This window comes from Microvirga sp. BF8, assembly GCF_059888585.1.
The window spans coordinates 4,468,255-4,481,147 of sequence record NZ_CM187619.1 but is presented as its reverse complement, the minus strand read 5'-3'; the positions used below and the strand labels follow the sequence as shown (position 1 = coordinate 4,481,147).

12 protein-coding genes are annotated in these 12,893 nt (G+C 66.4%); 6 read left to right on the top strand and 6 right to left on the bottom strand.

Features of this window, described 5'->3' with window-relative positions; genetic code table 11:
• Positions 1-104: 104 nt before the first annotated feature.
• Positions 105-461, bottom strand: coding sequence for a winged helix-turn-helix transcriptional regulator (locus AC522E_RS21190; RefSeq protein WP_500748199.1), 357 nt, complete (start codon positions 459-461; stop codon positions 105-107).
• 115 nt (positions 462-576) lie between these two features.
• Here AC522E_RS21190 and AC522E_RS21185 point away from each other — a divergent pair, with 115 nt between their 5' ends.
• Together AC522E_RS21185 and AC522E_RS21180 are read left to right on the top strand one after the other, a co-directional pair.
• On the top strand, positions 577-1,596 hold the full coding sequence (locus AC522E_RS21185; RefSeq protein ID WP_500748198.1) for a zinc-binding alcohol dehydrogenase family protein: 1,020 nt from the start codon (positions 577-579) through the stop codon (positions 1,594-1,596).
• Positions 1,597-2,044: 448 nt separating this feature from the next.
• Positions 2,045-2,425 carry a DUF2794 domain-containing protein gene (locus AC522E_RS21180; protein WP_500748197.1) on the top strand — a complete coding sequence of 127 codons (381 nt, stop codon included), beginning with the start codon at positions 2,045-2,047 and terminating at the stop codon, positions 2,423-2,425.
• Positions 2,426-2,447: 22 nt separating this feature from the next.
• Here AC522E_RS21180 and AC522E_RS21175 read toward each other — a convergent pair whose 3' ends face one another.
• Both AC522E_RS21175 and AC522E_RS21170 read right to left on the bottom strand, forming a co-directional pair.
• Positions 2,448-3,689: an MFS transporter gene (locus AC522E_RS21175; protein WP_500748196.1), complete on the bottom strand. Its 1,242-nt coding sequence runs from the start codon at positions 3,687-3,689 to the stop codon at positions 2,448-2,450.
• A 10-nt stretch (positions 3,690-3,699) separates the two neighbouring features.
• Positions 3,700-4,236 carry a GNAT family N-acetyltransferase gene (locus AC522E_RS21170; protein WP_500748195.1) on the bottom strand — a complete coding sequence of 179 codons (537 nt, stop codon included), beginning with the start codon at positions 4,234-4,236 and terminating at the stop codon, positions 3,700-3,702.
• A gap of 136 nt (positions 4,237-4,372) precedes the next feature.
• On the opposite strand from AC522E_RS21170, the gene AC522E_RS21165 reads away from it, so the two are divergent.
• Entirely contained in the window at positions 4,373-5,881 is a 1,509-nt protein-coding gene (locus AC522E_RS21165; RefSeq protein ID WP_500748194.1) for an MFS transporter, read from the top strand.
• 52 nt (positions 5,882-5,933) lie between these two features.
• Here AC522E_RS21165 and AC522E_RS21160 read toward each other — a convergent pair whose 3' ends face one another.
• The 3 genes from AC522E_RS21160 to AC522E_RS21150 all read right to left on the bottom strand — a co-directional run bounded on the left by AC522E_RS21160 (position 5,934) and on the right by AC522E_RS21150 (position 10,251).
• The gene (locus tag AC522E_RS21160; RefSeq protein ID WP_500748193.1) at positions 5,934-6,731 is read right to left on the bottom strand and encodes a Bax inhibitor-1/YccA family protein; all 798 of its coding nucleotides are present in this window, start codon (positions 6,729-6,731) and stop codon (positions 5,934-5,936) included.
• A gap of 225 nt (positions 6,732-6,956) precedes the next feature.
• Positions 6,957-9,545 (bottom strand): ABC transporter permease, encoded by a 2,589-nt coding sequence (locus tag AC522E_RS21155; RefSeq protein WP_500748192.1) that lies wholly within the window; start codon positions 9,543-9,545, stop codon positions 6,957-6,959.
• Between the two features lie 13 nt (positions 9,546-9,558).
• Complete coding sequence (locus tag AC522E_RS21150) at positions 9,559-10,251, bottom strand: ABC transporter ATP-binding protein (RefSeq protein ID WP_500748191.1); 693 nt, start codon at positions 10,249-10,251, stop codon at positions 9,559-9,561.
• Between the two features lie 99 nt (positions 10,252-10,350).
• On the opposite strand from AC522E_RS21150, the gene AC522E_RS21145 reads away from it, so the two are divergent.
• From AC522E_RS21145 to thpR, 3 genes are all read left to right on the top strand, one after another.
• Positions 10,351-11,019, top strand: a complete 669-nt coding sequence (locus AC522E_RS21145) for an arylesterase (RefSeq protein WP_500748190.1) — start codon at positions 10,351-10,353, stop codon at positions 11,017-11,019.
• Between the two features lie 61 nt (positions 11,020-11,080).
• Positions 11,081-12,127, top strand: coding sequence for an aldo/keto reductase (locus tag AC522E_RS21140; RefSeq protein ID WP_500748189.1), 1,047 nt, complete (start codon positions 11,081-11,083; stop codon positions 12,125-12,127).
• A gap of 176 nt (positions 12,128-12,303) precedes the next feature.
• Positions 12,304-12,840 carry an RNA 2',3'-cyclic phosphodiesterase gene (thpR, locus tag AC522E_RS21135; protein ID WP_500748188.1) on the top strand — a complete coding sequence of 179 codons (537 nt, stop codon included), beginning with the start codon at positions 12,304-12,306 and terminating at the stop codon, positions 12,838-12,840.
• Positions 12,841-12,893: the final 53 nt, after the last annotated feature.

Here is a 12,893-nt window from a genome sequence, read left to right as displayed (position 1 = left end):
CGCTGATGGTCGTCGCCGGAGCGTTGCCACAGTCAGACAGGACAAGCAACTAAAGCCTGCAATTCTGCACACGCAACAGGCAACGTGATTAATTTCGCGACATTTTAAGCCGCTTCGGCCGGTGAAGACGAAAGATTCAGATTCGCATCGCCCCAGGCCTTCATGGCCATGAGCACCGGCTCGAGGCTGCGGCCGAGTTCCGACAGGGAATAGTCCACCCGCGGCGGCACCTGGGCGTACACCGTCCGCGTGACGAGCCCGTCGGCCTCGAGCTCGCGCAGCTGGGTGGTGAGCATCCGCTGGGTGACGGCCGGGATCAGACGGCGGATCTCGTTGAAACGCAGGGTGCCGCGCAGGAGCTTGTACAGGATCACGATCTTCCACTTGCCGTCGATCAGGTTGAGCGTGCCCTCCACGGAGCAGCCGGCGCCGGGGATGTCCTTGCGGGGCGGACGGGCCATGACAGTATCCTTTTCGACACTATGTGCGCTGAATGTGCGTTCTTGCGCCAGTAACGCGTATGCCTCAACTTCGCTTGCACAAGGCCGGAAATCAACCTTGGTCAGGAGATCCATCATGCGCGCCGTCGCCTATCGTAACCCGCTTCCCATCGCAGACGAATCGTCCCTCATCGAGATCGACCTGCCGAAGCCGGAAGCGCGGGGGCGCGACCTGCTGGTCGAGGTCAAGGCCGTCTCGGTCAATCCCGTCGACGTGAAGGTCCGCTCCAAGGTGGCGCCGGAGCCGGGGTCGGCGAGAATCCTCGGCTTCGATGCGGCCGGGATTGTCCGGGAGGCGGGCTCGCAGGCAAGCCTGTTCAAGCCGGGAGACGAAGTGTTCTATGCGGGCTCCCTCGCCCGTCCCGGCACCAATTCCGAGTTTCACATCGTCGATGAGCGGATCGTCGGCAGGAAGCCGAGGACGCTCGATTTCGCCCAGGCCGCCGCCCTGCCACTGACGTCGCTGACCGCCTGGGAAAGCCTGTTCGACCGCATCGACATCCGCAAGCCTGTCCCGGGCGCCGCCCCTGCCCTCCTCGTGGTCGGGGCGGCGGGGGGCGTCGGGTCCATGGCGATCCAGCTGGCACGCCATCTCACCGATCTGACCGTGATCGCCACCGCCTCCCGCCCAGAGACACAGGCCTGGTGTCGTGAACTGGGGGCGCACCATGTGATCGACCACCGGGCCTCCCTTGTCGATCAGGTACGGGAAATCGGGCTTGGAGCCCCCACCGCCTTCGTGTTCTCGATCACGCATACGGATGCCCATTTCCCAGCCCTCGCGGAGCTGATCGCGCCGCAGGGCCGGCTCGGGCTGATCGACGATCCCGAACGGGTCGACGTAACCCTGCTCAAGCGCAAGAGCGTCTCCCTGCACTGGGAATCCATGTTCACCCGTTCCGTCTTCCAGACAGCGGACATGGAGCGCCAGCATGAGATCCTGAACGAGGTCTCTCGGCTGGTGGACCAAGGGACGATCCGCACGACGCTGGCCGAGACCTTCGGGCCCATCAACGCGGACAACCTCAGGCGCGCGCATGCCTTCATCGAGAGCGGCAAGGCGCGGGGCAAGGTCGTGCTGGAGGGCTTCCGGTAGGCATCGGACCCGGGAGCGGACTTCACTTCCGGGGTCGATCGATGCGCCTCCCCATAGCGGCGCATCGCTTGTGCGGACACCGAGATTCCCTTTTCTCTCGCTTGGCCCTCTTGGGTCCGCGCGATGCACCGGGAAACGGACCACCCCGCGTTCCGTCCGCAGACAAAAAGAAAGCCGCCTTGAACAGGCGGCTTTTTGCGCTCGATGGGTAATGTGGCCCGGCCCACCGATGACCCCGGGGGCTGGGGGGCTGACGTGTCCAGGGAAACCGACAGACCGGGCCGTCGAGGCAACGGCCCAGTTATCATTCGCCATCAGGGCTGCGGCGCGGCGCGAATATGGCGAAAATAAGATTAGGACCCTCTAAGGAACCGCCAGGATCGGGGTTGCGCCGCCCGCCGGGGAGACCCATCATCTGGCTAATGATTGTTCATTCGCCGGAGGATCTATGAGCGAAGGTGACCTCGCAGAGCCGCTTCGCGGCAGCCTGGCCTCCCATTCGGGCCATGTGCTGCCGTTTCCCGCCGCCCATAGAAGGGTATCGTTCGACCGCCTCGAGTTGCAATGCATCCTCAACCTCTACGGCCGCAAGGTCGCGGAAGGCGAGTGGCGCGACTATGCGCTCGACTTCCTTCAGGACAGGGCCGTCTTCTCCGTTTTCCGACGCACCTCCGAGATGCCGCTCTACCGGATCGAGAAGAACCCCAAGCTGGCCCGCAAGCAGGGTGCCTACTCGGTCATGGCGCCGTCGGGCCTGATCCTCAAGCGCGGCCACGAGCTTCCGGCGGTCCTGCGCATCCTCGACAAGCCGCTGAAGGTCGTTTCCTGATTGGCCGGACGCTTGAACGGCCCTAGCGGCTCCTCTCCTGCGGCAGTGCGAGAAGCCACAGGCTCGAGGCCAGGACGCCGACGATCGCGACCCAGAGCACGGGCCTGATGCCGATTGAATCCGCTGCAGCGCCTGCGATCAGGGCCGCGACGAGGCCCAGGCCACCTGTCAGGAGATGGACCGTTCCGCCCTCCCGCCCCCGCAGCGCCTCAGGAGTCTCCTTCTGACGGAGCGTGGTGATGTTGGTGAAAAAGACGACAGATAGCCCATCGCCAAGAATCTGCGGGATGCAGAGCAGCCCGATCGTCATCCAGGGCGGCCCGCCGGCCATGGGGATGAAGGCGAGAACGACGCCATAGGCCAAAAGCATCCCGAGCAGAAGCGGGCGGGCTTGAATGCGTCGCCCGGCAATTTCCGCATAGCGCGCGCCGACCAGGGCGCTGATGCCGCCAAGCGCGATGATGAAGCCGAGCATTCCTGGCGCAATGCCGAGTTCGCGCACCGCGTAGAGCACGTAGAGCGGTGCGAAGAACGACAGGAAGAACGTGACACTCGCCAGGCAAAGGGTCAGAGGGCGAAGCACGGGATGGGCGAAGACGAAGCGAAGGCCCTCCATCGTCTCCCGCCAGAGGTCCGGCGCTCCCTCGCCCGACGCGCGAGGCGGCTCGACCCGCCGGATCGAGGCGAGCAGCGCGGCGGACCAGAGATAGGACATGGCGTCGATCAGGATCGCGAACGGCGCCGTCAGAAGCTGGATCGTGATGCCTGCGAGGGCGGGCCCGGCGATCTCGGCTACGGCATCGGAGGTGGCGAGCTTCGCATTGGCCTCGAGCAGCCGGTCCTCCTCCACCACCGTCGGCAGATAGGCGTTGTCGGCTGTCTGGAACACCATGGAGAACAGGGCGACTACGGTTGCCACGCCCATGACCTGACCGATCGTGATCGCATCGAGCCAGGCCATGGCCGGAAGGATTGCCAGCGCCGCGGCGCGGACGAGGTCTGCCAGGATCAGGACCCGGCGGCGGCGCACGCGGTCGATCCAGGCCCCGACGAAGGGGCTGAGCACCACCCCCGGCAGCGCGCTCAGCGCCACGAGGAGGCCGAGATCCATGGCCGACGCATCGAGCAGCAGGGCCGCGATGATCGGAAGGCCCTCGCGCGTGAAGCGTGCGCCGACCGCGGACAGGCTTTGCGCCGCCCAGACCTTCAGGAAGTCCGGATTGTGCCAAAGTCCGGCTCGGGATGCGCCCAACGTCCGCAGCATCGGATCGATCTCAGGGAACCGGCCGGGTCGGCGGCTCGGCCGTGCCGCGCCCAAGGCGCCGCTGCATCAGCACGCTGTCGAGCCAGCGTCCATGCTTGTAGCCGATCCCCTCGAAGGTCCCGACATGCTCGAATCCCAGGCTCCTGTGCAGCCCGATGGATCCGTGTGATTCCGCGTCGCCGATCACGGCGACCATGAGCCGGAAGTCACGGGCTTCGCATTCCTCGATCAGGCGCGAGAGGAGCCTACGCCCGACGCCGAGGCGATGGGCGGACGGAGCGACATAGATCGAATCCTCCACCGTCGAGCGATAGGCCGGGCGCGGCCGGTAGGGCCCTGCATAGGCATAGCCGAGGATCTCCCCTTCCCGCTCCGCCACAAAATAGGGATAGCCGCCATCGAGAAGGGCGGTGCGGCGGCGGGCCATCTCCGCCTCGTCCGGAGCCGAGAGCTCGAACGAGGCGGTGCCGTACGTCACCGCGTGGTCATAGATGGCGGTGACGGCGGCAAGATCGGATTCGACGGAAGGGCGGACATGAATGGTCATGGCCGTCTCCTAAAGCATTTCACGACGAGCGGGGAATCCTTTCTTGTCTTTCCGCAGGACGATGGCTGGGGCGGGTGAACGCTTGTGCCTTCAGCCGCATTCGGCGCTACCATGGCCTCGAATGGGGCGATTTGGCGTGGCACGACCGGGACCGGACGACGACAGAGTGGCGGCGAAACCCTTCGTCGTGTGGACGGCGATCCTGGCCTCCAGCATGGTGTTCGCCGACGGCGCGATCGTCACCGTCGCCATGCCGCAGATGCGCGTGAGCCTTCATGCCTCCCTCGCCGAAATGCAGTGGGTGACGAACGCTTATGCGCTGACCCTCTCGGCCTTCCTGCTCATCGGAGGAGCGGCGGGCGACGCCTATGGCCTGAAGCGTGTCTTCATGACCGGGATCGCGGTCTTCGGATCGGCTTCCCTGGCCTGCGGCCTGTCCGGATCAGCCAACGCGCTGATCCTGGCCCGGGCCGTCCAGGGCATTGGCGGAGCCCTGCTGGTCCCGGGCTCGCTGGCCCTGATCAGTGCCAACTTCCCGCAGAACGAACGCGGCAGGGCCATCGGCACCTGGGCCGCGGCCTCCGGCATCGCCGCCGCGCTCGGACCCATTCTCGGAGGTTGGCTGATCGATATCGGACCATGGCAGGCGATCTTCTGGATCAATCTTCCCCTTGCCGCGCTCGCGCTCTGGCTCTGCTCGACCCGTGTTCCCGAGAGCCGGACGGGGCTAAACGCCGCCATGGACGGGTGGGGTGCGCTGCTCGCGGTCGCCGGCCTCGGGGCCCTGGCCTTTGGTCTCACCGCCCTCGGCGAGGTCGGAACAGTGCACGGGATCGCCATTCTGGCGACGCTCGCGGGAATCGTCCTGCTGGCTGCCTTTGTGCTTCACGAGGCGCACGCGGCCACGCCGATGATGCCCCTGGACCTGTTCCGCGTCCGCGCCTTCGCCGGCGTGAATGCCCTGACCCTGCTCCTCTACTTCGCCCTGAGCGGCGCCCTGTTCTTCCTTCCCACCACGTTGATCGAGGCGCACGGCTATTCCGCTACGGAAGCAGGATCCGTGTTCCTGCCCTTCACCCTCATCATGGCTTCCCTGTCCCAGGTCGGCGGCGTTCTCGCCGATCGTTTCGGCGTCCGGATGCTGTTGACGATCGGTCCGCTGATCACAGGCCTGAGCTTCGCGCTGCTCGCGCCGGCGGCGGCGAGCGGGAGCTACTGGCTCGCCATCGTTCCGGTCATGGCGCTGATGGGGCTGGGCATGGGGATCACGGTCGCGCCGCTTTCGACCACGGTGATGAATGCCGTCCCGGACGATCGGATCGGGGTCGCCTCCGGCATCAACAACGCGGTGTCGCGGGTGGCCGGGCTCGTGGCGGTCGCGGGCCTCGGCACCGTGGCGACCCTCGGGTTCCAGTGGGCAGGCGCATCCGCGCAGCCGGACCTCGTCGCGACGTTCGCCGGAGCGACCTTCGGCGCCCCCCTCCCGGACGCGATGGCTCCGGACCTTTATGCGCGCGCCACAATCGGCGGCTTTGGCGCCGTGGCGTCGGTCTGCGCGATTGCGGCCCTCGCCAGCGCCTGCTTCGGCTACCTGGCCTGCGGGATGACGACCGACCTGCGCAGCCGTCCCGAGGTCCGGACATGAAAAAGCCCCGGCTCAGGGCCGGGGCTTGCCATGCGTGTTCGTTCCGGTGCGCTTAGTTGTTGCGGTTACCCAGCAGCGCCAGCAGGAACTGGAACATGTTGATGAAGTCCAGGTAGAGCTGCAGCGCGCCGAAGACCGACGCCTTCGCGGCCGCCTCGCCGTCGTAGTTGCCGTAGAGATACATCTCCTTGAGCTTCTGCGTGTCGTAGGCGGTAAGGCCCGCGAAGATCAGCACGCCGAGGATCGAGATGATCATCTGGAACGCAGGCACCACATAGCCGAACGCGACCATGCCGATGTTGACGAGTGAAGCCAGCAGCAGTCCGACAAGGCCCATGAGCAGGAAGGAGCCCATGCCGGAGAGGCTACGGCCGGTGGTGTATCCCCACAGGGACAGCGCGCCGAAGGACGCCGCCGTGATGAAGAACACCTGCACGACGCTCGCGCCGGTGAACACGATGAGCAGCGTCGAGAGCGAAGCGCCCATCACCGCCGCGAAGGCGAAGAAGGTGCCGCGCGCGGCCGAGGCCGACATCCGGTCCATGCGGAACGAGAACAGGAAGATGAAGGCCAGAGGCGCCAGCGCCACCACCCACTTGAGCGGCGAGCCATACAGCACGCGGCCGAACGACGTCAGATAGATGCTGCCCATCTGGGCCGCGGCCATCGATGGATCGCTCGTCGTCGCGAGCATGTTGATGCCAAGTGCGACCAGGGCCGAGATGGCAAGGCCCAGGATCATGTTGTTGTAGACGCCGAGCATGAAGGCGCGCAGGCCTTGGTCGACCTGTGCGGCCGTCCGGGCAAAGCCGGTGCCAGTGGCGTATTGGTTTTGCTCATACGGTTGCATCGGAGCCCTTTCTCACGGTGTCCCGTCGATGTTCCCTCGAAAGGCTGGGAAGTCAGCCTTCGGCCGCCGGAATTTCCCGGCGACATCGGAAATATGAGAGGTCGCCCTCTCTTCCGCAAGGGGCAAAGTCAAGCTTCAACCTATCGTGATAAAGAACAGTGAAGCTTTACGGCCGAGGCCTGGGCCCTGACCTCCCGGAGCGTTCCCTTTTACCGGTGCAGGCGCTTAAAGATCTCTCAAGTATTGGGCAGGCTTTTGACTCAGGATTCGCCAGGTCCCCGCCAGCCCAAGACATACACTCACGAGGACGGCGAGAGCCGATGCAAGAAGAGCGCCCGAAAGATCGAGAGCAAAACTCAAGTTCATCACATGCGTGATGATCAGCGAGGCGGCCAGGGTTCCGGCGAGGAGGCCGAAGACCGCCGTCGCGAGGCCGAGCAGGCCGTATTCCAGCCCGTAGGCGAGGACAAGGCGGTCGCGGGTGGCGCCCAGGGTTTTGAGGACGACGGCGTCGTAGAGCCGCGCCCGGTGACCGGCCGCGAGGGCGCCGGCGAGCACCAGGAGGCTCGCCAGGAGGGCAATGGAGCTTGCGCCCCGGATCGCCGTGACGAGCTGCGAGACCACGTCGTTCACGGCCTCGAGCGCATCCTTGACGCGCACGCTCGTCACCATCGGGTATCCCAGCGCGGCGCTGCGCAGGAGGCGGGCGTCGGTCGCCGCATCGGAGCCGTTGGCGAACGTGACCGTGGCCAGATGCGTGTGCGGGGCTCCGGCGAAGGTGTTGGGGGAAAAGACCATCACGAAGTTGATGCCGAGCGAGCGCCATTCCACCTGCCGCAGATTGGCGATCGTAGCGGTGATGTTGCGCCCGAGGACGTTGACCGTGACCTCGTCGCCGAGTTTCAGCCCGAGGCCTTCGGCGATCTTGGCGTCGAAGGAGACGAGGGGCTTGCCCCGGTAATCCTCCGGCCACCAGGAACCCGCGACCAACCGCGAACCTTCGGGAGGCGCCATCGCGTAGGTGATGCCGCGGTCGCCGTCGAGCACCCAGGACACGTCCTCATTCGCCTTGATCTCGGAAACGGGCACGCCGCGCAGGGTCACGAGCCGGCCACGCATCATCGGCACGCGCTCCATCATCGCCTCCGGCGCCTGCTGCCTGATGAAGCTCTCGAAAGCATCCGCCTGGGCATTCGGAATATCGAGGAAGAAGAAACTCGGCGCATGTTCAGGCAGCGTCTGCCTGAGCTGGCGGGTCAGGTTGGAATCGATCAGGGCGAGGGTCACCAGCAGGGTAATGCCGAGCCCGAGCGACAGGACGAGCGAGGGCGTCAGCGCGCCCGGCCGGTGGATGTTGGCGAGCGCGAGGCGCGGTGCCGTGCGGCGCGGGCGCGGCAGTCGGCCGGCCAGGGCCATGATGCCGAGCGCGACGAGGCGCAGCAGCACGAAGGACGCAGCGGCCGCCCCCACGAACATCAGCGCGATGCGCCGATCATAGGCTGCGGTCACCGCGAGACCGACGAGGACCGCGACGGACAGGCCCAGGGCCAGGAGATAGCGGCGGCGGGGCCAGCGCCGCTCCGGCTCGATCTGGTCCCGGAACAGGCCGGAGACGGGAATGTCGTGCGCCCGTCCCAGCGGCAGGAGCGCGAAGACGAGGGCGGTGAGAAGGCCGTAGAGCAGAGCGATGCCGAGCTCGCGCCAGGCAAGCGTCGGCTCGATCGGGATCGGCAGCACGTGTCCGAACAGGCCGGAGACGACAAAGGGCAGCGCCCCGCCGATGGCAAGGCCGATGGCGACTCCCAGGACGGCAATCAGCAACACCTGCGTGAGATAGAGTGCCACCACTTGCCCGCCCGGCGCGCCGAGGCTTTTCAGGGTCGCGATGGAGGCGCGCTTCCGGTCGACGAAGCCGCGCACCGCATTCGCGACGCCGACCCCGCCGACCAGGAGGGCGGTCAGGCCGACGAGCGTCAGGAACTGGGTGAAGCGCTCGATATTGCGCGCGAAGCGCGGATCGGCGTTCACCCGCGTGCGGACATTCCAGCCTGCCTCGGGAAGGGCGCGGTTGGCGTCCGCCTCGATGGCGGCAAGGCCGTCGTCCGTCGAGAGCGCGGGCGGGACGATGACACGGTAGGTCCAGCGCACGAGGCTCCCGGGCTGGACGAGCCCCGTTGCCCTCAGGGCTTCCTGCGAGACCAGGAGCCGCGGCCCGAAACCGATGCCGCTGGCGATCTTGTCGGGCTCGGAGACAAGGCCGGCGCGAAGGTCGATGGCGGCATCGCCGACCCGGATCCGGTCTCCGACTTTGAGATCGAGCCGCGCCAGGAGGGCAGGATCGGCCGCCGCACCATAGGCGCCGTCCCGGTTGGCGAAGAGATCTATCGGCACCATCGGCGGGTCCGTTTCGAGGATCCCCACCGCGGGATAGGCATCGTCCACCGCCTTCAGTTCGACGAGCGCGGTGCCCTTCTCGCCGGCAATCGCCATGGCGCGCATCGAGGCAATGACGGCGACATCGCCCTTCGAGGCGAGATAGGCGTGCTCAGGAGCGTTTGCCTCCCGCTGAAGCAGCGAGAAGGCCATGTCGCCGCCCAGAATCCGGCGCCCCTCCTTCGAGATGCCCTCCGTAAGGGAATGCGACAGGGAGGAAACGCCGGCAATCGCCGCGACACCGAGCGCGATGCAGGCGAGAAAGATGCCGAAGCCCCGCAGGCCCGCGCGCAATTCCCGCATGGCGAGGCGAAGGATGAGGGGCGGGAACGAGGCCCGCTGCGGCTGTCTCTTGGATGGGGAGGAAAGGGTGCCGTGCATGGGAAGGCGGGCCTCAGAGAGCTGCCGTCGCCGCATCGGTTTCGATGCGGCCGGAGCGCAGCCGCACCGTGCGGTCGCAGAGGCGGGCGAGGTTGAGGTCGTGGGTCACGAGGACGAGGGTGGCGCCTCTATCGTTCTTGAGGGCGAAGAGCAGGTCGATGATCGACCTGCCGGTCGCCTCGTCGAGGTTTCCGGTCGGCTCGTCGGCGACGAGGATGGCCGGGTTCGGCACGATGGCGCGGGCGATCGCCACCCGCTGCTGCTCGCCGCCCGAGAGCTGGGCCGGATAATGCTGGAGCCGATGACCAAGGCCGACCGCCCGCAGCTCGGCCTCCGCCCGCTCGAAGGCGTCCTTCTCCCCGGCCAGTTCCAGGGGCAGCGCCACGTTCTCAAGGGCCGTCATGGTCGGAATGAGATGGAAGGACTGGAAGACGATGCCGATCCGCCGGCCCCGGAAGCGGGCGAGCGCATCCTCGTCGAGGGCGGCAAGATCGGTCCCCTCCACGAGGATCCTGCCGGAATCGGGCTGTTCGAGGCCGGCCATGGTCATGAGCAGGGTGGATTTTCCGGAACCGGATGGCCCAACCAGGCCCACCGCCTCGCCGCGGTCGATATCGAGGGTGACGCCCTTGAGGATATGCACCCGCGCGGCGCCGCGCCCCAGGCTCAAATCCACATCGTGCAGCCCGATGGCCTTGTCCTGCATCCCCATTCACCCGATCTTTCGGAAAACCGTCCGACGCGCCTGGACCGTTTTCGTCCGGGCGCAAGCTGATTCAGTCCGAACCATATGGGAAGCCTGTCGATGAAGCGCCAATCCGGCCCGCTTGTGGCGATCATTTTTGCGTGTGCTGCCGCACTCGGCCTCATCCTGCCCGCCGCCGCGCAAACCCAGAGCGGGGAGAAGGGCAAGCCGGTTCGGCTCGTCGCCCTGGGCGACAGCCTTACTGCCGGTTATGGCCTCCCTCAGGGCGCAGCCTTTCCGGCAGCGCTGGAGCGGGCCCTGAAAGCCAAGGGCTACGATGTGCGGATCGCCAATGCCGGAGTGTCGGGCGACACCGCCTCCGGCGGGCTCGACCGGCTCGACTGGTCCGTTCCGGACGGTACGGACGGGGTCATCCTCGAACTCGGCGCCAACGACATGCTGCGCGGCCTCGATCCGGCCATTCCGCGGCAGGCCCTCGAGACCATCGTCGAGCGGCTCAAGGAACGCAACATCCCGGTCATGCTGGCGGGCATGGTCGCCTCCCGCAATCTGGGGCCGGACTACGCCCGGAAGTTCGATTCCCTCTATCGGGACATTGCCGAAAGGCACGGGCTTGTGCTCTACCCCTTCTTTCTGGACGGAGTCGCCGGCGACAGCGGCCTCAATCTCCAAGACGGCCTTCACCCCACGGCCAAGGGGATCGAGATCATCGTCGGGCGCATCCTGCCCACCGTGGAGAAATTTCTCACCACCCTGTCCCAGCGCTGATTTTCGTCGGCGCCCTGTACCCGCCTGAACGCGGCAGCCCCTGCCGCGAGGAGTCCTGCCTATGCAATACCGCCGACTCGGCCAAACGGATCTCAATGTCAGCCTCATCTGCCTCGGCACCATGACCTGGGGCCAGCAGAACACCGAGGCCGAAGGCCACGCCCAGATGGACTACGCCGTCGACCAGGGCATCAACTTCTTCGACACCGCGGAGCTCTATTCGATCCCGCCGCGCCCGGAGACGCAGGGCTCGACCGAGCGCATCATCGGCTCCTGGTTCAAGGCGCGCGGCAAGCGCGACAAGATCATCCTCGCCTCGAAAGTGGTCGGACGCTCGGGGAATACATGGTTCCGGGACGATGGCTCCCCGACCGAGCTCTCCCGGTCGCAGATCGAGGAGGCGGTGAACAAGAGCCTGAAGCGGCTCGGGACCGACTATATCGACCTCTACCAGATCCATTTCCCGGATCGCCCGATGCCATGGGGCTCGAATCCGACCATCTATCGCCACCAGGAAGGCGAGTCGCACGCGATCGAAGAGACGGTCGCGATCATGGGCGACCTCGTGAAAGCCGGAAAAATCCGCCACCTCGGCCTGTCCAACGAGAGCGCCTGGGGCACCATGAGCTTTCTCAAGGCGGCGGAGGCGGATCCGTCCCTGCCGCGGGCGCAATCGGTCCAGAACGCCTACAACCTCCTCAACCGCACCTATGAGGTGGCGCTCGCCGAGGTGAGCCTGCGCGAGCAGGTGAGCCTTCTCGCCTATTCGCCCCTGGCTCAGGGCTACCTGACCGGCAAGTACCTCGACGGTGCGCGCCCGGCGGGAGCGCGCACGACCCTCTTCGATCGCGGCCAGCGCTATCAGACACCGGGCGCGGATCCGGCGATCCGCAAATATCTCGCGCTCGCCAAGGAGTTCGGCCTCGATCCGGCGCAGATGGCCATCGCCTTCGTCAACTCGCGCCCCTTCGTCGCCGCGAACATCATCGGCGCGACCTCGATGGAGCAGTTGAAGACGGATATCGCCGCCATCGATGTGACCATCACGCCGGAACTGGAACAGCGCATCGACGCCATCCATCTCGAACACTGCAATCCGTGCCCATAGGCGCAAAGGCCGTCATTCCGGGGCAGCCCCGGAATGACGGCGGCGGCTTCCCTACCAGGACAGGGAGAACCCGCCCGGAACCAACCGGGCTGCCGATCGTCTGATTCTGAACCTCGCCGGGGCAAGGGCTCGGCGCTCACAATCCCCGCACCACTCCGCCAGTTCGGGAGGTCGCCATGCCCCGCCTCTTCACCGGCATCGAGATTCCCGCCGAGATCAGCCAGGCCCTTTCGTCCTATCGCGGCGGCCTGCCCGGGGCGCGCTGGCTCGATCCCGAAAACTACCACATCACCCTGCGCTTCATCGGCGACATCGACGAACGGACGGCGCAGGACGTCCTTTCGATTCTCGGCGAAGGACGGCGACGCGAGCCCCTGACGGTCACCATCGACGGCCTCGACACCTTCGGTGGCGGCCGGCCGCGCACGGTCTTCGCCCGCGCGTCCGCATCGCGGGACATGAACGAGCTTCAGTCGGAACAGGAGCGTCTCGTGCGACGGATCGGTCTGCCGCCCGAGCGGCGCAAATTCACCCCGCACGTGACCCTGGCACGCCTGCGCGACGTTTCTCCCTTGGACGTCGCGAATTATTTCGCGGCGCGGGCTCCCTTTCCGAAACTGACCTTCACCGCGCCGCGCTTCGTGCTGTTCTCGTCACGGGATTCGGTCGGCGGCGGGCCATACGTGGTCGAGGCCGCTTATCCGCTCGGCTAGGCTCAAGGCACCCGAGGTGCCATAGCCGGATGTGCCGTCGACGGAATGGCCAA

Excerpts from the sequence above, each read along its gene's own strand:
- AC522E_RS21170 (WP_500748195.1), bottom strand. The coding sequence starts at position 4,236 with ATGACCATTCATGTCCGCCCTTCCGTCGAATCCGATCTTGCCGCCGTC.
- thpR (WP_500748188.1), top strand. The coding sequence starts at position 12,304 with ATGCCCCGCCTCTTCACCGGCATCGAGATTCCCGCCGAGATCAGCCAG.
- AC522E_RS21185 (WP_500748198.1), top strand. The coding sequence starts at position 577 with ATGCGCGCCGTCGCCTATCGTAACCCGCTTCCCATCGCAGACGAATCG.
- AC522E_RS21160 (WP_500748193.1), bottom strand. The coding sequence starts at position 6,731 with ATGCAACCGTATGAGCAAAACCAATACGCCACTGGCACCGGCTTTGCC.
- AC522E_RS21175 (WP_500748196.1), bottom strand. The coding sequence starts at position 3,689 with ATGCTGCGGACGTTGGGCGCATCCCGAGCCGGACTTTGGCACAATCCG.
- AC522E_RS21150 (WP_500748191.1), bottom strand. The coding sequence starts at position 10,251 with ATGCAGGACAAGGCCATCGGGCTGCACGATGTGGATTTGAGCCTGGGG.
- AC522E_RS21180 (WP_500748197.1), top strand. The coding sequence starts at position 2,045 with ATGAGCGAAGGTGACCTCGCAGAGCCGCTTCGCGGCAGCCTGGCCTCC.
- AC522E_RS21190 (WP_500748199.1), bottom strand. The coding sequence starts at position 461 with ATGGCCCGTCCGCCCCGCAAGGACATCCCCGGCGCCGGCTGCTCCGTG.
- AC522E_RS21140 (WP_500748189.1), top strand. The coding sequence starts at position 11,081 with ATGCAATACCGCCGACTCGGCCAAACGGATCTCAATGTCAGCCTCATC.
- AC522E_RS21155 (WP_500748192.1), bottom strand. The coding sequence starts at position 9,545 with ATGCACGGCACCCTTTCCTCCCCATCCAAGAGACAGCCGCAGCGGGCC.
- AC522E_RS21145 (WP_500748190.1), top strand. The coding sequence starts at position 10,351 with ATGAAGCGCCAATCCGGCCCGCTTGTGGCGATCATTTTTGCGTGTGCT.